Genomic DNA, 20,623 nt, shown 5'->3' with positions numbered 1-20,623 from the left:
GGAAAGAGCATGAGAAAGGCGAAAGAGGCCCCTAGGGATGGGCGATCACGTGGATCACGGGGAGGCCAAAGCGCTCAGCCTGGGTGTGCACGTCCAGCCTGAGCCAGCGGGATAGCCCCGGGGGCAAAGTGGCGAGGACGATGGCCTGGTAGGCCCCCGGGTGGGTGGCGAGCTCTTCCTCGAGGGCGAGGAGGGGGGAAACATCCCCCGCCTTGGCCTCGGCGATGGGGATACCCTGGGCTTCCAAGGCCCTTTTGGCCGCCTCCGCTTCGGCCTCCGCCCGCCTTTTCACCTCTTCCTCCTCGTACACCCAGCCCGGCGGGGGCACGGCGGGCACCAACAGGGTGAACTGGGCCTCGGGGTCTTGGGCCAGGATTTCCCGGAGTTTGGCCGCCAACGCAGGGCTTTTGGCCGTGCGGTGGGCCACCACCAAGTACCGCATGGTACCACCCCCTTTCCCTAAGCCTAGCCGGGAAAGCCCGGGGGCGTGGGGCGAAGGCGCACAATGTACCGGGAATGGTTCTCAAAAGCTTCGCCGCACCCCACAGGAACCCCCTCCGGGCCGGGTTTTTCTGCATAGCACTTTACATATCGGCAAAGCGTGGTATACTAAAGGAGTCAGACGAAGAAGGAAGGCCGCCCGCAAAGGCAGCGGGTTTGTTTTTTAGGGCACCAGGGCCACCTTGGTGGCTTGGCGCTCGTGGAAGAGCCGGTAACCCTCCGCCGCCTCCGCCAGGGGAAGGCGGTGGCTGAAGACGAAGCTTCCCTTTAGCCTCCCTGCCCTTTGCAGGGCCAAGACCTCGCCGATGTAGCGGGGGATGTTGGCCAGGGCGCTCCGGAAGGTGATGCCCCGGCTGAAGGCGGAAAGCCAAGGGTACTCCACCTTCTCCGCCGTGGGTACCCCGAGGCTGGACACAGTCCCTCCAGGCCCCGCCAGGCGGAAGGCGAGGCGCAACGCCTCCCCATCCCCTCCCACCGCCTCCACCACCAGGTCGGCCCCCTGGCCCTCCGTGTCCTTGCGCAGGCGGGCCACGGGGTCTTCCGCCTTGGGGTTTAGGGGGAGGCTTCCCAGGGCCTTGGCCTTTTCCAGGCGGCTTTCCTCGGGGTCTATGGCGTAGACCACCCCCGCCCCCAGGGCGTGGGCCACCATCTGGGCCATGAGGCCCACGGGCCCCGAGCCCACCACCGCCACCACCATCCCCGGCTCCAAGAAGGGCCTCACCCCCCCGTAGGCGGTGGTGAGGATGTCCCCCGCCAGGATGGCCTCCTCCGCCGGGAGGTCCCCGATGGGAAAGAGGCTTGTCCGGGCGAAGGGGACCCTTACCCGCTCGGCCTGGGCCCCTTGCAGGTTGCCCAGGGCCAGGCCGAAGCCGTAGACGCCGCCCTTCAGGCAGGCGAAGAAGCGCCCCTTGCGGCAGGCCACGCAGTCCCCGCAGGCCACCTGGAAGCTCCCCACCACCCTTTCCCCTAGGGCGAAGGGCACCAAAGGCCCCTTCTCCACCACCCGGCCCACGAACTCGTGGCCGAGGACGGTGCCCGGCAGGACCCCGGCGATCTTGCCGTGGTAGATGTGGAGGTCCGAGCCGCAGATGGCGGCGAGTTCCACCTCCACGATGGCGTCGGTTTCCGCCTCCAGCTTGGGCTCCGGGACCTCTTCCACCGCCACCTGGAAGGGCCCCTGGTACACCACCCCTTTCACGCTACCTCCTGGGCCACCTTTACCAGCTCCTGGGCCGCTTGGGCGTAAGGGGCCAAGGCGGCGAGGGAGCCTTTTTTGAGCTCCAAGAACCCCCGCATGAGGGCGGTGAGGGGCTCAAGCCTCCCCTCCAAGACCTCCTGCCAGGTGGCGAGGTCGGCCTCTATGACGAAGTCCGCCTCCGGTTCGCCCTCCACCACCCTCGCCCCCCGGCAGGCCCCGTGCCAGAGGTCCAGGACCACGGCGACCCCCTGGGGCAGGCCCGCCCCTGGGTCGGGGCGGACGCTAAGGGCCAGGCTCCCCTCCCAGGTGGCCGCCGCCTTGCGGTAGGCCTCGCTTTGGGAAAGCTTCTCGCAGTACGCCTTCGCCCACGCCTCGCTAAAAAGCTCCATGCCCTACCTCCGTTTGCACCGAGTATAACCCTAGAAGGCTTAGGCTAGGAGGCGTGGTCTACCTCTTGGACCTCTCGGGGGTGTACTGCGAGCCGGTGGAGCCCCGCCTCATCCGGCTCCTGGCCGAGGCGGGCGGGGAAAGCCCCTTTTACGTGTCCCAGGCCTTCTATGACCTCCTCCCCCGCCTAAAGGAGGAAGGCCCAGGGGTCCTGGACACCCTTTTCCCGGGGGCCTCGAGGCTCTACCCCCGGGCCTTCGTCCCCCGGCCCCTGGCCTTCCCCACGCCCTTTTACCTGGTTTCCGACCTGCCTCCTCCGGAAGGGCTTGCCGCCTTCTTCCACCCAAACAAGCTAGAGGCTTTGGCCCAGGCGGTGGCCGTTTTGGGCGAGGAGGCCCTTTACCTGGACGATAACCCCCTCCTGGTGGAGCGGGCGAGGGAACGGGGCTTTCGGGCGGAGCTTTTTAGGGGTTTTCCGGCCACGGGTGCTTGGGGTAGCGGCGCATGAGCTCCCGCCGCACCTCGGGGTAGCGTTTTTCCCAGAAGGACTGGAGGTCCTGGGTCACCTGCACCGGGCGCCGGGCGGGGGAGAGGAGCTCCACCGCCACGGGGACCTTCCCCCCCAGGACCCTGGGGGTTTCCCTGAGGCCGAAGGCCTCTTGGATGAGGAGGGAGAGGAGGGGTGGGGCGCTCTCCCGGTATTGGAGGCGCTTTCGCTTGCCGGAAGGGAGGGTGAGGGTTTCGGGGGCCAGGGCCTCGAGGGCTTTCCTCGCCTCCCCTAGAAGGCTAAGGAGGATCTCCTTCCAGGGGAGTTCCCGAAGCTCTTCCACCCGCCTAACCCCTTGCGTCCAGGGGAGGAGCCAGGTGAGGTCCTGAAGGAGGGTTTCTTCCGTGAGCTCGGGCACCTCCACCCCGTGGTCCCTAAGGAAGGCGAGGCGGAGGAGGACCTGCCGGGCCTCCTCGGGGAGGGGGAGGCCCTCTTTGAAGACCTCCCTTAGCTGCGCTGGGGTGGGGGGGCCGGGGTCGGTGGGAAGCCTCTCCAGGAGAAGGGCCCCGTACCGCCTCTCCAGGTACCCCCGTAGCCGCCCCTCCTCCCATCCCGTCCAGGCGCCCACCTCCGCCCGCTCCAGGAGGTCTTCCCGGGCCAAGGGGGCGTGGAGGAGGACCCGTCCCGGTAGCTCCGCCCCCACCGCCACCAGGTACGGGGGGCCGTCCCCTTCCAGGTGGAGGAGGGGGCCGGTGCACAGGCGGTAGCGCCCGGGGCCTACCCGCATGGCCGCCCGGTCGGGGTAGGCGAAGAGGAGAAGCCGCCCCACCGCTTCCGGGTGGGGGAGGCTTTCCAAAGGTTGGGTGCCGAGCCGCCTTCGCCAAAGGGCCGAGGCCCGCTCCACCCCCAGGAAAGCCCCCCGCCCCTCCTTACGGGCCAGGAGGAGGGCTTCCAGTTTGGCGAGGAGGTCCCTTTCCCCTTCCAGGGGGTCCCGCTCCTCCAGGAGGGCCATGAGGTCCGCCGCCAAGGGGAGGAGGCCGAGCTCCTCGGCCGCCAGGGCCATCCGGGCCAGGCGGGGGTGGGTGGGGAGGCGGAGCATCCGCTGGCCCAAGGGGGTGAGGCGGCCTTCCCGCACCGCCCCCAGGAGGTGGAGGAGGGCATGGGCCGCCTCCAGGGCCCCCTTAGGGGGCGGGGTGGGGAGGGGGAGGTCTTCTAGCCTTTCCCCGAAGGCCAAGGCCAGGAGGACCGCCCGGGAGAGGTCGGCCTCGAGGATCTCGGGCCGCTTGGGGGGGAAGGGGCCCATGGGGTAGAGGCGGTACACCTTCCCCGGGCCAAGCCGCCCCGCCCGCCCCGCCCGCTGCCGGGCGGAGTCCTCGGGGATGGGGGCGAGGGCCAGGCGGGTGAGGCCCGTCCTCGGGTCAAAGCGGGGTTTCTTGGCCAGGCCCGTGTCCACCACCGCCCGCACCCCGGGCAGGGTGAGGCTCGTTTCCGCCACGTCCGTGGCCAGGACGATCCTCCGGGGCCCCGGCCTGAGGAGGGCCGCCTGCTCCGCCAAGGGAAGCCCCCCGTGGAGGGGAAAGGCGGGAAGGTCCAGGAGGAGCTTGCGCGTCCTCTCTATCTCCGCCTTCCCCGGCAGGAAGACCAGGACATCCCCTTCCCCTTCCAGGAAGGCTTTCCGGGCGTAGCGGGCTACCAGGGCCTCTAGGGGGCCTTCCGGCACCCTTTCCAGGTGAAGGATCTCCACGGGGTGGCTTTCCCCTTCCACCGCCAAGGTGGCCCCGGCCAGGGTCCTTTCCAGGTCGGGGTCGGGGGTGGCGGTGAGGAGGGCGAGCTTGAGGTCGGGCCTTAGGGTTTCCTGCACCCTTAGGAGGAGGGCGAGGGCCAGGTCCCCTTCCAGGTGGCGCTCGTGGGCCTCGTCCAGGAGGACGGCGGAAACCCCTTCCAGGGTGGGGTCCTCCAGGAGGAGCCGGGTGAGGAGGCCCTCCGTCATGACGAGGAGCCGGGTTTCCGGGCTCTCCCTGGCCTCGAGGCGCACCCGGTAGCCCACGGTCTTGCCCAAGGGTTCCCCCAGGTTTTCCGCAAGCCTCGCCGCCACCGCCCGGGCCGCCACCCGCCTGGGCTCAAAGAGGAGGATCCGCCCGGGTAGGGCTTTGAGAAGCCTCAGGGGGAAGAGGGTGCTCTTCCCCGCCCCAGGGTAGGCCTTGAGGAGAAGGCGGCCCCTTTGGAGGAGCAGGGCCACCGCCTCGTCCAGCCACGCCATCTAGATGTCCAGCTCGGCGTAGCGGGCGTGCTCTTCAATGAAGTCCCGCCTGGGGGCCACGTCCTGGCCCATGAGCTTCTCAAAGAGCTCGCTGGCCTCCAGGGCGTCTTGGAGCTCCACCCGCTTGAGAACCCGCTTTTCCGGGTTCATGGTGGTTTCCCAAAGCTGCTCGGGGTTCATCTCCCCCAGGCCCTTGAAGCGCTGCACCTCGTAGCTTTTGCCCTCTAGCTCCTTGAGGCGCTCTGCTAGCTCCTCCTCGGAGTAGAGGTACTCCACCTTCTTCCCCACCTGGAGGCGGTAAAGGGGCGGCTGGGCGATGTAGACGTGCCCCCGCTCAATCAGGGGGCGCATGTAGCGGTAGAAGAAGGTGAGGAGGAGGGTGCGGATGTGGCTCCCGTCCACGTCGGCGTCGGTCATGATGATGATCTTGTGGTAGCGGAGGCCTTCCAGGTCAAAGTGGGCCTCGTCCCCCGTGCCCCCAATCCCCGCCCCGATGGCCGCCACCATGGCCCTGACCTCGGCGTTCTTTAGGGCCTTGGAGAGCCCCGCCTTCTCCACGTTGAGGATCTTCCCCCGAAGGGGCAGGATGGCCTGGAAGCGCCTATCCCGGCCCTGCTTGGCGCTTCCCCCGGCGGAGTCCCCCTCCACGATGAAAAGCTCCGCCTCCTCGGGGTTTTCCGTCTGGCAGTCGGCGAGCTTCCCCGGGAGGTCGTCCGACTCCAGGGGGTTCTGCCGCCGCACCAGTTCCCGGGCCTTCCGGGCCGCCTCCCGGGCCTGGGCCGCCCGCAGGGCCTTCTCGTAAAGGGTCTTGGCAATGCGGGGGTTCTCCTCCAGGAGCTCTAAGAGCTTCTCGTAGACCACCTGGCTCACGGCGCTTCCCGCCTCGGGGTTTAAGAGCTTCCCCTTGGTCTGCCCTTCAAACTGGGGCTGGGGGAGCTTCACGCTCACCACGGCGTAGAGGCCCTCCAGGAGGTCGTCCCCCGTGGGCTGGGGGCCTTTCTCCTTGTTGAGGCCCGCTTTTTTGGCGTACTGGTTTAGCGCCCGGCTATAGGCGGTCTTGAAGGCGGTGAGGTGGGTGCCCCCGTCCCGGGTGGGGATCATGTTGGCGTAGGTGAGGATTTCCGCCGTGTAGCCCTTGGTGTGGATGAGGCCCACCTCCACCTCCACGTCCCCTTCCTGGCCCCGGATGAGGAAGGGCTTCTCGTAAAGGAGTTCCTCCCCTTCCGCCAAGGCCTTGGCGAAGGAGGCCACGCCCCCCTTGTCCAGGAAGACCTCCTCTTTGCCGTGCTGGAGGTCTTTGAAGACGAGCTTGAGCCCCGCCACCAAATAGCTCACCTCCCGCAGGCGGGTCCGGATTTTGCTCGGGTCAAAGGCGAGGGCGCCGAAGATCTCGGGGTCGGGCTTGAAGGTGACCCGGGTCCCCGTCTTGCCCTTGGGGGCCTCGCCCACCACCCGGAGGGGTTCGGTCACCTCGCCCCGGCTAAAGGCGATGCGGTGGTGCAGGCCGTTTCGGAAGACCTCCACCACGGTCCACTCGGAAAGGGCGTTCACCACACTCGCCCCCACCCCGTGGAGGCCGCCCGAGACCTTGTAGGCCCCGCTTTCAAACTTCCCCCCGGAGTGCAAGGTGGTGTAGATGACCTCCACGGCGGGCTTCCCCTCCTCGGGCATGAGGTCCACGGGGATGCCCCGACCGTTGTCCTCCACGGTGAGGGAGCCGTCGGGGTTCAGGGTGGTGACGATCTCCGTGGCGTAGCCCGCCAGGGCCTCGTCCACGGCGTTGTCCAGGATTTCCTTAAAGAGGTGGTGGTACCCCTCCACCCCCGTGCCGCCGATGTACATGGCGGGGCGGTGGCGCACCCCTTCTAGCCCTTTGAGCACCTTAATGGCGGAAGCGTCGTAGCTCACCCCTCCAGTATACCACACCTAGCCGGGCGGGGATTTTGCCCTTGCGCATGGGCAGGACGGCGGCCTTGGGGTAGGGGTGTTTATGGAGGGAATATAACTAGCTCCCTCTTTCCCCGGTATGATGCGGCCATGCCGGTCCTGCTCTTCCTCCACGCCCTTTTGGGCCTCCTTTTGCTGGTAGCGGTGCCCGCTTTGGCCCTGGTGGGGCTAGCGGGGTTTTTCCGCCCCTTGCCTTCCCGCTTTTATGCGGCGCTCCGGGGGGTGGCCTGGGTGGCTATCCTCCAGGTGGCCTTGGGTTTTTGCCTTCTCCTCTTGGGCCTGAGGCCCAAGGAGGGGCTCCACCTCCTCTATGGCCTTCTCTTGGCGGCGGGGCTCCACTACCTGGGGGGCCTCGAGCCCGGGGGGTGGTTTTACCGGGGCCTCAAGGACCCTCCTAAGCGGCCCGAGGTCTTCGTGGCCCTGGGGCTTCTTTTCGCCGTGGGCCTCGTGGTGCGGGTTTACGTCACGGGACGGTAGGGTGAGGCCAAAAGGGGCCGCTTTAGGCGAGAGCTTCTCGGGCCACCTGTTCCCAGGGGATGTGGCCTGATAGCGCATGGTGGTTTTTTTGAAGGAAGTCTTCAATGCACAGGACATAGCTTTCCTTGAAAATCACGAATCCATTAGGAAGGTGTTCCAAATGGCTAGCTACCTTAGCCCAAAGGCGATAGAGTTCTCCCCGGGATCGGGCCCTTTCTGCTCTTTTCAGAAGCTCTGCCTCCGTTTCAAGCGTGTAGGGAACTTCGAGGAGCGCATGGGCTCGTTTCTGCTTCAAGAAGCGGTTTTCTCCGCGAGCTTCTGAGCGGTAGGTTTCCTTTTTGACTTGAAGGCCTATGGAGGTGCCTGGAGGTAATCTGACGAGAATGTCTACTCCCTTCAGGTCTAGCTCGGGAGAGGCGTCTATGGATAGACTACAGGAAGTCAACCAACGATAACCAAAGTGGAATTGAGTCCATATGGAGATTGCGGTTCGGTAGAGCCTGGCCTCGAGTCCTAAGCGGACAAACTGATAGGAGCATCCCCAAAAGTATTTCTGTATGAATCTGTCTAGAGCCTCAAGCCGTTGATTCCACCATGTGGCAAAGAAGTCTTCATAGCTTGGAAAGGAGGGGTTTGGGTGAGTTGGTTTCCAATAGTCTCGGTAAAGGTCTGGCAACGGGTTAAGATCGCTGGGAAGGTCCTGCTCCACCGTTTTTATGGAACGGTACTTCTCTTCGTATCCCCTTAGGTCCAGCGTTCCGAGAAATGCCTCAAAAGCTTTCAAAGCATTACGCATCCTATACCTCCCTGGTAAGGATAGGTACCCGCTCCAGCATCCTTAAGGTGAGATGGGGAACAAAATCCCGATAAAGGGTAGCTACGTACTCCTGGACGGTTGCGGAGTTGAGGTAAGCGACGATATCCTCCGGGGCCTTGGCCTTGGGGATCAGGTGGAACTCCTCCCGCCAAGGATAAGCCTTTTCATCCCATGCGGCCACCACTCGAACCCCCTTGGTGTGGCCTACCACGAGGTGGGGCGTGGCGTAGAAGTCCCGAAGCTCCTTGGCCCGCTCCCGAGGCATCCAGAGGCCCGAGTAGTTGGTCTCGTAGTCGATAAATCCCGATTTGAGGTTACGCCCGGTAAGGACGGGCACTAATCCGGGGCCCGGTTCTTTTCGCACGGCTTCATGCTTTCGGAACTCGGGGCTACGAGCCGCAAAGCGGATATGGAAGATGTGCCCTACTGGTGTTCCCTTGGCCTCCATCTCCCTGGTTTTGGGGGTTTCGAAGCGGATCATTTCCCCTTTCCACTCCGGGTAGGTGTCCCAGAGGAAGGGGCTTCTAGAACTTGCGTCCCAGAGCTTTAGGCCCCGCCCTCCCTTTCGGAAGCGGAGGACTACGGCGCTTACGTTCCGTTTGGGAAAGACAGAGCCCAGGTAGAAAACCTCGGTCTCTCCTGTTCGGGCAAGGAAGGACCGGAGCAAAGCGAAGTCGTCGAGAACGAGCCAAGTTGTTGGGATTACGAAAAGGAGGAGCCCCCCTGGTTTAAGGAGGTAGACGGCCTTCTCGGTAAAGGCCCCGTAGAGGTTGTACTTGCCTTTCCAGGTGGAGAAAAGCTTTTTATAAAGAGCTTTTACCTCTTTGAGGATATGGATGGGATACTTAGAGGCGTCCCCTACGATCCCATAGGGCGGATTTCCCAGGATGAGGTCAAAATCCCCCTCCCCCTCCCAAAGGAGAAAGTCCGCCAGGATGCCCTCCGCCCACGGGGGAAGATCCAAGGCCTTGGGGTCTATCTCCACCCCGTAGAAGCGAAAGCCCCCGCCGTGGGCCTCCCGGAAGGCCCGAAGGAAAGGCCCCTCGGCGCAGGCGGGCTCCAGGACCTTTCCTCCCCGGGGGGCCTCGGCGAGGCCCACCATGAAGTCCACCACCTCGGGAGGGGTTTCCACCCGGCCCAGGCTCTTTTCCGTGGCTCCTTGGGGTAGGGGCGGGGGAAAGAGCATTTAGCGGATTATACCGAGCTTCCGCCCTACCTTGGCGTAGGCCTCGAGGGCCTTGTCCAGCATCTCCTTGGTGTGGGCGGCGGTGACGATGTTCCGGATCCTGGCCTTCCCCCGGGGCACCGTGGGAAAGCCGATGCCCACGGCGAAGACCCCTTCTTCCAAAAGCAGGCGGCTCGCCTCAAAGGCCACGGGGGCCTCCCCGAAGAGGACGGGGGTGATGGGGGTCTGGCTCCCCAAGGTGTCGTAGCCCAGGCGGGCCAGTTCCGCCTTGAAGTAGCGGGTGTTTTCCCAAAGCCTTTCCACCCGCTCGGGCTCCTTCTCAATGAGCTCCAAGGCCCCCAAAAGGGCCCCCACCACCGCCGGGGGGTGGCTCGTGGAGAAGAGGAAAGGCCGGGCCTTGTTGATGAGGAGGTCTTTAAGCTCCAAGGCCCCCGCGGCGTAGCCCCCCACCACGGCCCAGGCCTTGGAGAGGGTGGCCACCTGGATGACGTCGGGGTCTTGGTGGAAGCCGAAGTGGTGCACCGTGCCCTTGCCCTTCTCCCCCAGGACGCCGGAGCCGTGGGCGTCGTCCACGTAGACCACCGCCCCGTACCGCTTGGCCAGGGGCACGATCCGGTCCAGGGGGGCGATGTCCCCGTCCATGGAGAAGACCCCGTCGGTGACGATGAGCTTCAGGCCCTCGGTGTCGTGGGTCTTCAGGAGCTCTTCCAGATGCTCCACGTCGGCGTGGCGGTAGACCAGGCGGGTGGCCTTGGTGAGGCGGAGCCCGTCAATGATGGAGGCGTGGTTGAGCTCGTCGGAGAAGACCAGGTCGCCTTCCTGTAGGAGCGCCCCCAAAACCCCCTGGTTGGCGGTGAAGCCCGACTGGAGCACCAAGGCGCTTTCCGTGCCCTTGAACCGGGCTAAGGCCTCCTCCAACTCCAGGTGGTAGGTGAAGGTGCCGGCGATGGTGCGCACCGCCCCGCTTCCCGCCCCCCACATTTCCAGGTACGCTTTGGCCTTTTCCTTGAGGTAGGGGTGGTTGGCGAAGCCCAGGTAGTTGTTGGAGGCCAGGTTGACTACCTCTTTCCCCTCCACCCGGGTCACGGGCTCCTGGGGGGCCTCGAGGACCTTGGGGCGAATGTAAAGCCCCTCGCGCTTTAGCCGCTCCAGCTCGCTTTGCACCCTGGCACGCAGGGAAAGGCTCATGTCCCTATCTAAACCCCTGAGTTTCGCCTTTGTCCAGGCCTTGGGCTTTTTTTCACCTTCTTCTGACCCAAAGGGGCTACCCTGAAGGAGGGAGTGGTAGCGGTTCCATGCGGGGCTACCTGCAGGCGGAAACCGAGGCGGAGCGCTTAGAGCGCCGGGCTAGGCTTTTAGAACTCCTGGACCGCTTCCGGGGGGAACCCTCGGAGCTTTTGCCCTTCCACCAGGTCCTGGCGCTCAGGCCCAAGGGGGAGCACCACCTGGGCCTAAAGGCCATTGAGGTGGACAAGGTGGTGGGCTCGGTGGACCGCTACGAGGACTTTGACCGCCGTTTCCTGCCCAAGACCCCGCACACCCTGGAACGCTGGAAGCGGCTTAGGGCCTTGCAGCTAGAGGGGTACGAGTTTCCCCCCATAGAGGTCTACCAGGTGGGGGAGGTCTACTTTGTCAAGGACGGCAACCACCGGGTGGCCCTGGCCAAGGCCACGGGGCAGAAGTACATAGACGCCTACGTGATCGCCCTGGATGTCCCCGTGCCCGTGGAGGCCAAGGACACCTTGAAGGACCTGATCCTGAAGGCGGAGTATGCCAACTTCCTAGAGAAGACCCGCCTGAAAGCGCTCGTGCCCGAGGCGGAAGACATCCTCTTTTCCACCCTGGGCCGCTATGACATCCTCCTGGACCACATCGCCACCCGGCGGTATTTCCGGGGCCTCGAGGAGGGCCGGGAGATCCCGTGGGAGGAGGCGGTGGTGGACTGGTACCAAAACCTCTATAGGCCAACCCTAGAGGCCATCCGGAAGCTTGGGCTCCTGGCGGAGTTCCCTGGGCGCACGGGGGCGGACCTCTACCTCTGGATCATGGACCACCGGTACTTCCTGGCCCAGGAACTTGGGGTGGAGCTATCCCCCGAGGAGGCGGCCCGAAGCTACGGGGCCCGGTTTGGGCCCTGGTGGAAGCGGATGGGGAGCGGGCTCAAGGCCTGGTTAAGCCATAGGGGGAAAAACCCTTAAGCTTAGCCTCAGGCAGTTGTAAGCCGCGTGCATTTGCACTTGACCCTATTTGTTCCGTGGCAATAAGTTAGGATCGGGCGCCTAGAGACCCCTTAGGTGCCTAGAAGTGAGGTGAAACCTATGAGAAAAAGCTTTGCTCTGCTTGCTCTTGCCCTATTGGCGTCTTTGACAGCGTGTGCCCCCAGCGTGACCACCAAGACCTCTTCGGGTTTGGAGGGGGAAAACCCCTATGCCAACTACACGGGGCCACGGGCTAAGGCGGTGGTGGCCAACTTTATCTGCGCTGCTGCCCAGTGCCCTGCGGGGGTGGGGGCTTCCATTTCGGAGCTTTTGATGACCGCCCTCATCAACACCAACCACTTCATCCTTTACGACCGTTCTGTGTTGGCGCAGATCCAACAGGAGGCTTACCTCGGGGGTAAACCCCTCAACCTCCAGGGGGCTGAGCTTCTGGTTGTAGGCTCCATTACAGCCTTTGAGCCCGATGCCGGTGGTACCCGGGGAGGGGGCGGAGGGATTTTGGGAGGCCTCCTGGGTGCCTTTGGCGGGGGGCAGAAGCGCTCTTACGTGGCGGTGGATATGCGCATCGTGGATGCCCAAAGCGGCGCCATCATTTCCGCTTTCCGCGTGGAGGGGGAGGCTACGGATGTGGACTACGGGGGGCTCCTAGGCATTCTGGGGCCGGGGGCTGCCCTTGTGGGTGGGTTGAAGCAATACGAGAAGACCCCCATGGGTAAGGCGTTGGCTGTGATGACCTCCAAGGCGGTGGAGGAGATCATCAAGCGCACGCCTAGGAGTTACTTCAAGTATGCTCCGGATGGGAAGCCTTACCAGCAGCAGCCTTAGGCGCTTCGTTCTTCTCCTGATCCCCCTTGTTCTAGGGGTCACCCTTGGCCAAGGGCCCAAAACCCTAATCCTGGTGAGCCAGGGAGAGTACTGGTGGGATGAAGAGGCGGGTCTTTACGAGGCGGCCTTGCGGGAGGAGCTTCTCCAGGGGGGGTTTCGGGTGCTGGACGCTGCGCAGGTGCAAAAGGTAGCGGACCGCCAGCTCCTCACCCGCTTGGTGCAGGGGGATGCTTTGGCAGCCATTACCCTGGCCACCAACTTTAAGGCCGATGCCGTGGTGGTGAGCCGCGTCTTCACCTCCCGCGTCCTGGCCACCCGCACCAACGTGGCCACCTTCTACACCTATAAGGCCACGGCGGACGTGCGGTTGGTGATGGCCAGCACGGGCCAGGTGGTGGGGAGTTGGAGCCCTTCGCAGACGGGGACAGGCACCTCTGAGCGGGAAGCGGCCTTTGCGGCCCTGCGCAACCTGGGCAAGCAGGTGGGGCAGGAATTGCGCAAGCAGAACTTCGCTGCCGCCGGGGCTAGCCCCGTGGTCCGCCTGACGGTGACCGGCCTTAAGAGCTTTACGGACGCTTCGGTGTTGCTAAGGGAACTGGGAGCCCAAAAGGGTGTGGTTTCGGCGGAGCGCAAGAGCTTCGCCAACGGCGTCCTCGAGGCCGAGGTGGTTTTCCAGGGGTCCGTGGACGAGCTTGCGGCGCTTTTAGAGGGCCTTCGGCTTCTTCCCTTGGAGGTTACGGAGGTGAGCGGTTTTGCCATAGAGGCGCGGGTCCGTTAGGCCGATCCAGCCTAGGGCCGGGGGCGGGGGAAACCCCGCCCTTGATTGTGGCCCTGGGTCCCCTATATTGTATACAGGATGCAGACCTTGGGCTTCCGCCGACCCAACCAGGTGCGCGAGGCGGTCTACAGCCACCTCAAAGACCTCCTCCTCTCCGGGCGTTTCGCCCCTGGGGAAAGGCTTTCCGAGCCCCTTCTGGCCCAGGAGCTCGGGGTTTCCCGCACCCCGGTGCGGGAGGCCCTGATGCGTCTCGCCGAGGAGGGCCTTGTAGAGCTGGTGCCGGGCAAGGGGGCGAGGGTCAAGGCCTTCACCCCGGAGGAGGTGGAGGAGGTCTACGGGGTGCGGGCCCTTCTGGAGGGGGAGGCAGCGCGGGAAGCGGCCCTACGGGCCGCGCCTTGGGAGCTGGATGCCCTGGAAGAAAGCCTCCGGGCCATTGACGAGGCCCTCCCCGAGGACTACCCCGAGCAGATGCGCCGGGATTTGGAGTTCCATCGGGCCTTGGTGCGCCTTTCCGGGAACCGGACCCTGTACCGGCTTTACGAGGACCTGCTCTCCACACTGGCCCTGGCCCGGAGCGCCCTCCCCACCCTTTCCCAGGACGAGGCCACAAGGCGGGAGCACCGGGCCATCCTCTCGGCCCTGAGGCGGAAGGACCCCGAAGGCGCCAAGCGGGCGGTGGAGGCCCACGTGTACCGCTTCCGCGACCTGGTGGTGGCGAAGCTTCGGAAAGGAGGCGTATGAACCTGGACCTCATCTATCGGCAGACGGTGCTCTCCGTGGCGGGAAACCCCCGGGTGGAGGCCCTCATCAAGGGGCGGGCGAGAAGCCTGGTGCGCCGCTATGTGGCGGGGGAGACCCTGGAGGAGGCGCTTGAGGTGGCGGAGGCCCTCGAGGCCCAAGGGGTCCACGCCATCCTGGACCTCTTGGGCGAGATGGTGCGCTCGGAGGAGGAGGCCCGGGCCTTCCAGGAGGGGATTCTGGGCCTGGTCCGGGCCCTTGCCGAAAAGCCCTGGCCCAAGTACGTTTCCGTCAAGCCCACGCAGCTCGGCCTGGACCTTTCGGAGGGCCTCGCCCTGGAGCTTCTAAGGGGCATCCTGCGGGAAGCGGAGCCCAAAGGGGTCTTCGTCCGCCTGGACATGGAGGACTCCCCCCGGGTGGAGGCCACCTTGCGCCTCTACAAGGCCTTAAGGGAGGAGGGGTTTAGCGGGGTGGGGGTTGTGCTCCAAAGCTACCTTTTCCGCACGGAGAAGGACCTTTGGGACCTCCTGCCCTACCGCCCCAACCTGCGCCTTGTCAAAGGAGCCTACCGGGAGCCCAAGGAGGTGGCCTTCCAGGACAAGCGCCTCATTGACGCCGAGTACCTGCACCTGGGGAAGCTCGCCCTAAGGGAGGGGCTATACGTGGCCTTCGCCACCCACGACCCCAGGCTCATCGCCGAGGTGAAGCGCTACACCGAGGCCTTCGGTATCCCCAGGACCGCCTTTGAGTTCCAGCTCCTCTACGGGGTGCGCCCGGAGGCGCAGCGGCGCCTGGCCCAGGAGGGCTATACCGTGCGGGCCTACGTGCCCTACGGGAAGGACTGGTACCCCTACCTAAGCCGGCGCATCGCCGAGAGGCCGGAGAACCTCTTCTTGGTGCTAAGGAGCCTCTTGGGAGGCTAAAGGAGGAAGCCATGACGGTGGAGCCTTTCCGCAACCAACCCATAGAAACCTTCCAGACCGAGGAAGCCAAGCGGGAGATGAAGGAGGCCCTAAAGCGGGTCCGGGCCGAGTTTGGCCGCCACTGGGGCCTCTACATTGACGGGGCTTGGGTGGACACCCCGGCGAGGATCCTCTCCCTAAACCCCTCGGCCCCGAGCGAGGTGGTGGGGAGCACCGCCAAGGCGGGGCGGGCGGAGGCGGAGGCTGCCCTCGAGGCCGCCTGGCGGGCCTTCCGCGCCTGGAAGGACTGGCCCCAGGAGGACCGGAGCCGCCTCCTCCTCAAGGCCGCCGCCCTCATGAAAAGGCGCAGGCGGGAACTGGAGGCCACCTTGGTCTACGAGATCGGCAAGAACTGGGTGGAGGCCAGCGCCGAGGTGGCGGAGGCCATTGACTTCCTGGAGTACTACGCCCGCCAGGCCCTCAAGTACAAGTACCCCTCCGTGGAGGTGGTGCCCTACCCTGGGGAGGACAACGAGAGCTTCTACATCCCCTTGGGGGCCGGGGTGGTCATCGCCCCCTGGAACTTCCCCATCGCCATCTTCACCGGGATGATCGCCGGGCCCGTGGCGGTGGGGAACACCGTGGTGGCCAAGCCCGCCGAGGACACCGTGGTCATCGCCGCCAAGGTCTTTGAGATCTTCCACGAGGCGGGCTTCCCCCCGGGGGTGGTGAACTTCCTGCCCGGGGAAGGGAAGGAGGTGGGGGCCTACCTGGTGGAGCACCCCAGGACCCGGTTCATCAACTTCACGGGGAGCCTCGAGGTGGGGCTTTGGATCCAGGAGGCGGCGGCCAAACTGGCCCCTGGGCAGCGGTGGATCAAGCGGGTCTTCCTGGAGCTCGGCGGCAAGGACGCCATCATCGTGGACGAGACCGCCGACCTGGAGGCGGCCACGGAGGGCATCCTGGTTTCCGCCTACGGCTTCCAGGGGCAGAAGTGCTCGGCGGCAAGCCGCCTCATCGTCACGGAGAAGGCCTTTGAGCCTTTGATGGAGCGGGTCTTGGCGCGGGCGAGCCGCTTGGTGGTGGGCCCGGCGGAGGAGAACCCCGACCTCGGCCCCGTGGCCTCCAAGGCCCAGGAGGAGAAAATCCTTTCCTACATTGAAATCGGCAAGGGGGAAGGCCAGCTCGTCCTCGGGGGTAAGCGCCTGGAGGGGGAGGGCTACTTCATCGCCCCCACGGTCTTCACCGAGGTGCCGCCCAAGGCCAGGATCGCCCAGGAGGAGATCTTCGGCCCGGTGCTCTCCGTGATCCGGGTGAAGGACTTCGGCGAGGCCCTGGAGGTGGCGAACGATACCGTCTACGGCCTCACGGGCGGGGTCTACTCCCGCAAGCGGGAGCACCTGGAAAGGGCCAGGCGGGAGTTCCACGTGGGGAACCTCTACCTCAACCGCAAGATCACGGGGGCCCTGGTGGGGGTGCAGCCCTTCGGCGGCTTCAACCTCTCGGGCACGGACACCAAGGCCGGGGGGCCCGATTACCTCCTCCACTTCCTGCAGATGAAGACGGTGGCCGAGCGCTTCTAGCCCCCTAGACCCCAAGGGGCCCTTTGGGCTATCCTTGGGGCATGACCCTTCCCTCCGTCCTCTGGTGGCCCGGCTAGGCCCCGGGGCGGAGGCGGTCTTTCCCCCGGGGTACACCCGGGGGGCTTTTTGTAGGAGGTGGGATGGAGACCCTAAGGCCCTTTCGCAAAACCCTGCTCGCCGACCTGGAAACCCCCGTGACCGCCTACCTCAAGCTCGCCGAGAAGGCCCCGGTGAGCTTCCTCCTGGAGTCCGTGGAACGGGGGCGGCAAAGCCGCTTCTCCATCGTGGGGGTAGGGGCGAGGCGCACCTTCCGCCTGAAGGACGGGGTCTTTACCGTAAACGGGAAGCCCTTGCCCACCCGAGACCCCTTGCGCACCCTCTACGAGGCGGTGCACGCCCCCCTGGAGCGCCACCCGGACCTTCCCCCCTTCTTCGGGGGGGTGGTGGGGTACGCCGCCTACGACCTCATCCGCTACTACGAGCGCCTTCCCGCCCTCAAGCCCGACGACCTGGGCCTGCCCGACCTCCTCTTCGTGGAGCCCGAGGTGGTGGCGGTCTTTGACCACCTGAAAAACCTCCTCCACCTGGTGGCCCCGGGGGTGGACCCCGAGGAGGCGGAGGCCCGCCTAGCCTGGGCCGAGGGGCGGCTTAAGGGGCCCTTGCCCGGGGTCCCGGGGGAAAGGCCCGGGGGGCGGGCCCGGTTCCAGGCGGACATGACGGAGGCGGCGTACCTAGAGGCGGTGGGGCAGGCTCTGGAGTACATCCGGGCCGGGGATATCTTCCAGGTGGTCCTCTCCCTACGGCTTTCCTCCCCCCTTACCGTCCACCCCTTTGCCCTCTACCGGGCCCTGAGGAGCGTGAACCCAAGCCCCTACATGGGCTATCTGGACCTGGGGGAGGTGGTTCTGGTTTCCGCCAGCCCCGAAAGCCTCCTGCGCTCCGATGGCCGCAAGGTGGTGACCCGGCCCATCGCCGGCACCCGGCCCCGGGGCAGGGACGAGGAGGAGGACCGGCGGCTTGCGGAGGAGCTTCTACAGGACGAAAAGGAGCGGGCGGAGCACGTGATGCTTCTGGACCTTTCCCGCAACGACATCGGCCGGGTGGCGGCCTTTGGCAGCGTGCGGGTGGTGGAGCCTTTGCACGTGGAGTATTACTCCCACGTGATGCACCTGGTGTCCACGGTGGAGGGGGTCTTGGCGGAGGGGAAGACCCCCTTGGACGCCCTGGCCAGCGTCCTCCCCATGGGCACGGTTTCCGGGGCCCCCAAGATTAGGGCCATGGAGATCATTGAGGAACTGGAACCCCACCGCCGGGGGCCCTACGGGGGGAGTTTCGGCTATCTGGCCTACGATGGGGTCTTGGACGTGGCCCTCACCTTGCGCACCTTCGTCATCGCCCACGGGCGGATGCACGTGCAGGCGGGGGCGGGGATCGTGGCGGATTCCGTGCCGGAGAGGGAGTACCAGGAGTGCCTGAACAAGGCCAAGGCGCTATTGAAAGCGGTGGAGATGGCGGAGGAGGGGCTTTAGATGCGGGTTTTGGTGGTGGACAACTACGATAGCTTCACCTACAACCTGGTGCAGTACCTGGGGGAGCTTGGGGCGAGCCCCGTGGTCTGGCGGAACGACCAGTTCGCCCTCGAGGACGTGGAGGCCCTGGACCCGGACCGCATCCTGATTAGCCCCGGGCCCTGCACCCCGTTGGAGGCGGGGCTTTCCCTGCCCCTCATCGCCCGCTACGCCCCCCGCTACCCCATCCTCGGGGTCTGCCTGGGCCACCAGGCCATCGGCATGGCCTTCGGGGGGAAGGTGGTGCCGGCTCCCCTCATCATGCACGGCAAGGTGAGCGAGATCCACCACGACGGCACCGGGGTCTTCCGGGGGCTCCATAGCCCCTTCCCCGCCACCCGCTACCACTCCCTGGTAGTGGTGGAGGTGCCCGAGGAGCTTCGGGTGAACGCCTGGGTGGAGGAGGCGGGGGGGCGCACGGTGATGGGCTTTCGGCACCGGGCCTACCCCACCCACGGGGTGCAGTTTCACCCGGAAAGCTACCTCACCGAGGCGGGTAAACTCATCCTCAAGAACTTTTTGGAGGACCCATGGAAGTAGTGCGGAAGGCGCTTCTGGGCGAGGTGTTGGAGGAGGAGGAGGCCTATCGCCTCATGCAGGCCCTGATGCGGGGGGAGGTTTCCCCGGTGCGGGCGGCGGGGGTGCTCACCGCCATGGCCCTAAGGGGGGAAAGGCCCCACGAGATCGCCGCTATGGCCCGGGCCATGCGGGAGGCGGCGAGGCCCTTGAGGGTGGGCCGGAGGCCCCTTCTGGACATCGTGGGCACCGGGGGGGACCACAAGGGGCTCTTGAACCTCTCCACCCTGGCCGCCCTGGTGGCGGCGGCGGGGGGGGTGGCGGTGGCCAAGCACGGGAACCGGGCGGCGAGCTCCCAGGCGGGGAGCGCCGACCTCTTGGAGGCCTTGGGGGTGGACCTGGAGGCCCCGCCCGAAAGGGTGGGGGAGGCCATAGAGGCCTTAGGCTTCGGCTTCCTCTTCGCCCGGGTCTTCCACCCCGCCATGCGCCACGTGGCCCCGGTGCGGGCGGAGCTTGGCATCCGCACTGTCTTCAACCTCTTGGGCCCCCTCACCAACCCCGCCGGGGCGGAGGCCTACGTCCTCGGGGTCTATAGCGAAAGGTGGCTTTCCCCCATGGCCGAGGCCTTGGAGCGGCTTGGGGCCCGGGGGCTCGTGGTGCACGGGGAAGGGGCGGACGAGCTCGTCCTCGGGGAGAACCGGGTGGCGGAGGTGGGGAAGGGGGTCTACACCCTCACCCCGGAGGCGGTGGGCTTGGAGCGGGCCCCCCTCGAGGCCCTCAAGGGGGGCACCCCCAAGGAGAACGCCGAGCGGGCCCGGCGCCTCCTGAAGGGGGAGGAAAGGGGCCCTGCGGCCCAGGCGGTGGCCCTAGCGGCGGGGGCGGGGTTGTACGCCGCCGGCGCGGTGGGGAGCCTCGAGGCGGGCGTGCGCCGGGCCCAGGAGGTCCTGGCAAGCGGCGAGGCCTACCTCCTCCTGGAGCGGTACGTGGCCTTCCTTAAGGCCTAGACCCAGCTCACCGCCCCGAAGGTATCCTCCCGGCGGGGGCTCGTGGAGAAGAGGACCACGGGCACCCCCGTGTGCTCCTCAATGAGCTCCAGGTAGCGGAGGAGGCTTCCCGGGAGGTCCTCCCGCCCCTTGACCCCCGAAAGCTCCCCCCAGCCGGGAAGCTCCAGGTAGCGCACCGCTTCCGGCCTCGCCTCCCCAGGGCGGGCCCCGTCCAGGTACTCCACGGCCACCTTCACCTTTTCCAGGCCCGAGAGCACGTCCAGCTTGGTGAGGGCCAGGCCGTCAAAGCCGTTCACCTCGCAGGCGTACTTCAGGGCCACCAGGTCCAGCCAGCCCACCCTGCGGGGCCTGCCCGTGGTGGTGCCGTACTCCCCCCCCTTTTCCCGCAGGTGGTGGGCCAACTCCCCGTGGATCTCCGTGGGGAAGGGGCCTTCCCCCACCCGGGTGGCGTAGGCCTTGGCCACCCCGTAGACCTTGGTGATGGCCTTGTGGGGGAGGCCGGTGCCCACCAGGATGCCCCCCACCGTGGGGTGGGAGCTCGTCACGTAGGGGTAGGTGCCGTAGTTCAGGTCCAAGAGGGTGGCCTGGGCCCCTTCAAAGAGGAGGCGCTTCCCCTTGCGCCAGGCCTCCCGCAGGAGGGCCCCGGTGTCGGCGATGTAGGGCCTCAGGATCTCCCGCATGCGGTGGAGGTCGGCGAGGGCCTTCTCCTCCGTGTCCCAGCCCGCCTCCCGGGTGGAGTTGGGCTTCTCGTGGAGGAGGCGGCGCACCCTCTCCCGCAAGACCTCCTCGTCCAAAAGGTCCCCCGCCCTAATCCCCACCCGCCTGGCCCGGTCCGAGTAGGCGGGGCCGATGCCCCGGCCCGTGGTGCCCACGAAGTTGTGGCGGCTTTCCACGTACTTGTGGTGGGGTAGGACCAGGTGGGCCCTTTCCGATACCAGGACCTTGGGGTCAAACCCTTCTTTCCGCAGGCCTTCCAGCTCTTCCTGGAAGCGGAAGGGGTCTATGACCATCCCGTCCCCCAGGACGTTCACCGCATGGGGGTGGATGACCCCGGAGGGCAGGAGGTTGAGCTTGAAAACCCGGCCCTCCGCCACCACGGTGTGCCCGGCGTTGGCCCCGCCCTGGTAGCGGACCACGTAGTCCGCGTCCCGGGCCAAGGCGTCCACCACCTTGCCCTTGCCCTCGTCCCCCCACTGCGCCCCGATGATGGCGATCCCCGGCATCCCCTTA

20 protein-coding genes are annotated in these 20,623 nt (G+C 66.2%); 11 read left to right on the top strand and 9 right to left on the bottom strand.

From position 1 onward, the window contains the following. Positions 1 to 31: 31 nt before the first annotated feature. The 3 genes from L0C60_RS09385 to L0C60_RS09375 form a co-directional block, all read right to left on the bottom strand. A complete protein-coding gene (locus tag L0C60_RS09385) occupies positions 32 to 442 on the bottom strand; it encodes a hypothetical protein (RefSeq protein WP_234508378.1) in 411 nt (136 codons plus the stop codon). 222 nt (positions 443 to 664) lie between these two features. Beyond that, positions 665 to 1,699, bottom strand: a complete 1,035-nt coding sequence (locus L0C60_RS12915; RefSeq protein ID WP_234508376.1) for an alcohol dehydrogenase family protein — start codon at positions 1,697 to 1,699, stop codon at positions 665 to 667. Next, positions 1,696 to 2,088: an SCP2 sterol-binding domain-containing protein gene (locus L0C60_RS09375; RefSeq protein ID WP_234508374.1), complete on the bottom strand. Its 393-nt coding sequence runs from the start codon at positions 2,086 to 2,088 to the stop codon at positions 1,696 to 1,698. The genes L0C60_RS12915 and L0C60_RS09375 overlap by 4 nt, the downstream gene beginning before the upstream one ends. 53 nt (positions 2,089 to 2,141) lie before the next feature. Between L0C60_RS09375 and L0C60_RS09370 the strand changes: the two genes are divergently transcribed. Then, on the top strand, positions 2,142 to 2,594 hold the full coding sequence (locus L0C60_RS09370) for a hypothetical protein (RefSeq protein WP_234508371.1): 453 nt from the start codon (positions 2,142 to 2,144) through the stop codon (positions 2,592 to 2,594). On the opposite strand, the gene hrpB is transcribed toward L0C60_RS09370, so the two are convergent. Next, positions 2,551 to 4,833 carry an ATP-dependent helicase HrpB gene (gene hrpB / locus L0C60_RS09365; RefSeq protein ID WP_234508369.1) on the bottom strand — a complete coding sequence of 761 codons (2,283 nt, stop codon included), beginning with the start codon at positions 4,831 to 4,833 and terminating at the stop codon, positions 2,551 to 2,553. The genes L0C60_RS09370 and hrpB overlap by 44 nt on opposite strands. Continuing rightward, a complete protein-coding gene (locus L0C60_RS09360; RefSeq protein WP_234508366.1) occupies positions 4,834 to 6,741 on the bottom strand; it encodes a DNA topoisomerase subunit B in 1,908 nt (635 codons plus the stop codon). A gap of 129 nt (positions 6,742 to 6,870) precedes the next feature. Between L0C60_RS09360 and L0C60_RS09355 the strand changes: the two genes are divergently transcribed. Further along, positions 6,871 to 7,257 (top strand): hypothetical protein, encoded by a 387-nt coding sequence (locus L0C60_RS09355; RefSeq protein WP_243092694.1) that lies wholly within the window; start codon positions 6,871 to 6,873, stop codon positions 7,255 to 7,257. A 22-nt stretch (positions 7,258 to 7,279) separates the two neighbouring features. Here L0C60_RS09355 and L0C60_RS09350 read toward each other — a convergent pair whose 3' ends face one another. The 3 genes from L0C60_RS09350 to L0C60_RS09340 are packed head-to-tail and all read right to left on the bottom strand — an operon-like array spanning position 7,280 to position 10,448. Then, positions 7,280 to 8,041 (bottom strand): TaqI family restriction endonuclease, encoded by a 762-nt coding sequence (locus tag L0C60_RS09350; RefSeq protein WP_235283817.1) that lies wholly within the window; start codon positions 8,039 to 8,041, stop codon positions 7,280 to 7,282. 13 nt (positions 8,042 to 8,054) lie between these two features. Beyond that, positions 8,055 to 9,260 carry a TaqI-like C-terminal specificity domain-containing protein gene (locus L0C60_RS09345; RefSeq protein ID WP_243092693.1) on the bottom strand — a complete coding sequence of 402 codons (1,206 nt, stop codon included), beginning with the start codon at positions 9,258 to 9,260 and terminating at the stop codon, positions 8,055 to 8,057. After that, positions 9,261 to 10,448, bottom strand: a complete 1,188-nt coding sequence (locus L0C60_RS09340) for a glycine C-acetyltransferase (RefSeq protein ID WP_243092692.1) — start codon at positions 10,446 to 10,448, stop codon at positions 9,261 to 9,263. 107 nt (positions 10,449 to 10,555) lie between these two features. On the opposite strand from L0C60_RS09340, the gene L0C60_RS09335 reads away from it, so the two are divergent. The 9 genes from L0C60_RS09335 (at position 10,556) to trpD (ending at position 19,393) form a co-directional block, all read left to right on the top strand. Next, positions 10,556 to 11,458 carry a DUF4032 domain-containing protein gene (locus L0C60_RS09335; RefSeq protein ID WP_243092691.1) on the top strand — a complete coding sequence of 301 codons (903 nt, stop codon included), beginning with the start codon at positions 10,556 to 10,558 and terminating at the stop codon, positions 11,456 to 11,458. 186 nt (positions 11,459 to 11,644) lie between these two features. After that, the gene (locus L0C60_RS09330) at positions 11,645 to 12,304 is read left to right on the top strand and encodes a CsgG/HfaB family protein (protein ID WP_234508356.1); all 660 of its coding nucleotides are present in this window, start codon (positions 11,645 to 11,647) and stop codon (positions 12,302 to 12,304) included. Next, entirely contained in the window at positions 12,276 to 13,082 is an 807-nt protein-coding gene (locus tag L0C60_RS09325) for a hypothetical protein (protein WP_234508354.1), read from the top strand. Before L0C60_RS09330 ends, L0C60_RS09325 begins: the two co-directional genes overlap by 29 nt. Before the next feature lie 78 nt (positions 13,083 to 13,160). Further along, entirely contained in the window at positions 13,161 to 13,823 is a 663-nt protein-coding gene (locus L0C60_RS09320) for a GntR family transcriptional regulator (RefSeq protein ID WP_234508352.1), read from the top strand. Further along, on the top strand, positions 13,820 to 14,743 hold the full coding sequence (locus tag L0C60_RS09315; RefSeq protein WP_234508351.1) for a proline dehydrogenase: 924 nt from the start codon (positions 13,820 to 13,822) through the stop codon (positions 14,741 to 14,743). Before L0C60_RS09320 ends, L0C60_RS09315 begins: the two co-directional genes overlap by 4 nt. A gap of 11 nt (positions 14,744 to 14,754) precedes the next feature. Further along, positions 14,755 to 16,305, top strand: coding sequence for an L-glutamate gamma-semialdehyde dehydrogenase (gene pruA / locus L0C60_RS09310; protein ID WP_234508349.1), 1,551 nt, complete (start codon positions 14,755 to 14,757; stop codon positions 16,303 to 16,305). 140 nt (positions 16,306 to 16,445) lie between these two features. Then, entirely contained in the window at positions 16,446 to 17,834 is a 1,389-nt protein-coding gene (gene trpE, locus L0C60_RS09305) for an anthranilate synthase component I (RefSeq protein ID WP_234508346.1), read from the top strand. Further along, complete coding sequence (locus L0C60_RS09300) at positions 17,835 to 18,413, top strand: anthranilate synthase component II (RefSeq protein WP_234508345.1); 579 nt, start codon at positions 17,835 to 17,837, stop codon at positions 18,411 to 18,413. It begins immediately after the preceding gene. Beyond that, positions 18,404 to 19,393 carry an anthranilate phosphoribosyltransferase gene (trpD, locus tag L0C60_RS09295; RefSeq protein ID WP_243092690.1) on the top strand — a complete coding sequence of 330 codons (990 nt, stop codon included), beginning with the start codon at positions 18,404 to 18,406 and terminating at the stop codon, positions 19,391 to 19,393. The genes L0C60_RS09300 and trpD overlap by 10 nt, the downstream gene beginning before the upstream one ends. Here trpD and L0C60_RS09290 read toward each other — a convergent pair. Next, complete coding sequence (locus tag L0C60_RS09290; protein ID WP_243092689.1) at positions 19,390 to 20,616, bottom strand: adenylosuccinate synthase; 1,227 nt, start codon at positions 20,614 to 20,616, stop codon at positions 19,390 to 19,392. The two genes, trpD and L0C60_RS09290, sit on opposite strands and share 4 nt — an antisense overlap. Positions 20,617 to 20,623 lie beyond the last annotated feature (7 nt).

Source organism: Thermus hydrothermalis (assembly GCF_022760925.1).
Taxonomy (GTDB): Bacteria; Deinococcota; Deinococci; order Deinococcales; family Thermaceae; genus Thermus; species Thermus hydrothermalis.
The sequence above is the reverse complement of the archived record's forward strand: the minus strand, read 5'-3'. Positions and strand labels throughout refer to the sequence as shown.

What these genes read in the sequence shown, in the direction of transcription:
- pruA (WP_234508349.1), top strand. Translation starts at nt 14,755, where the DNA reads ATGACGGTGGAGCCTTTCCGCAACCAACCCATAGAAACCTTCCAGACC.
- trpD (WP_243092690.1), top strand. Translation starts at nt 18,404, where the DNA reads ATGGAAGTAGTGCGGAAGGCGCTTCTGGGCGAGGTGTTGGAGGAGGAG.
- L0C60_RS09375 (WP_234508374.1), bottom strand. Translation starts at nt 2,088, where the DNA reads ATGGAGCTTTTTAGCGAGGCGTGGGCGAAGGCGTACTGCGAGAAGCTT.
- L0C60_RS09290 (WP_243092689.1), bottom strand. Translation starts at nt 20,616, where the DNA reads ATGCCGGGGATCGCCATCATCGGGGCGCAGTGGGGGGACGAGGGCAAG.
- L0C60_RS09315 (WP_234508351.1), top strand. Translation starts at nt 13,820, where the DNA reads ATGAACCTGGACCTCATCTATCGGCAGACGGTGCTCTCCGTGGCGGGA.
- hrpB (WP_234508369.1), bottom strand. Translation starts at nt 4,833, where the DNA reads ATGGCGTGGCTGGACGAGGCGGTGGCCCTGCTCCTCCAAAGGGGCCGC.
- L0C60_RS09320 (WP_234508352.1), top strand. Translation starts at nt 13,161, where the DNA reads ATGCAGACCTTGGGCTTCCGCCGACCCAACCAGGTGCGCGAGGCGGTC.
- L0C60_RS09340 (WP_243092692.1), bottom strand. Translation starts at nt 10,448, where the DNA reads ATGAGCCTTTCCCTGCGTGCCAGGGTGCAAAGCGAGCTGGAGCGGCTA.
- trpE (WP_234508346.1), top strand. Translation starts at nt 16,446, where the DNA reads ATGGAGACCCTAAGGCCCTTTCGCAAAACCCTGCTCGCCGACCTGGAA.
- L0C60_RS09335 (WP_243092691.1), top strand. Translation starts at nt 10,556, where the DNA reads ATGCGGGGCTACCTGCAGGCGGAAACCGAGGCGGAGCGCTTAGAGCGC.
- L0C60_RS09385 (WP_234508378.1), bottom strand. Translation starts at nt 442, where the DNA reads ATGCGGTACTTGGTGGTGGCCCACCGCACGGCCAAAAGCCCTGCGTTG.
- L0C60_RS09355 (WP_243092694.1), top strand. Translation starts at nt 6,871, where the DNA reads ATGCCGGTCCTGCTCTTCCTCCACGCCCTTTTGGGCCTCCTTTTGCTG.
- L0C60_RS09325 (WP_234508354.1), top strand. Translation starts at nt 12,276, where the DNA reads ATGGGAAGCCTTACCAGCAGCAGCCTTAGGCGCTTCGTTCTTCTCCTG.
- L0C60_RS09345 (WP_243092693.1), bottom strand. Translation starts at nt 9,260, where the DNA reads ATGCTCTTTCCCCCGCCCCTACCCCAAGGAGCCACGGAAAAGAGCCTG.
- L0C60_RS09300 (WP_234508345.1), top strand. Translation starts at nt 17,835, where the DNA reads ATGCGGGTTTTGGTGGTGGACAACTACGATAGCTTCACCTACAACCTG.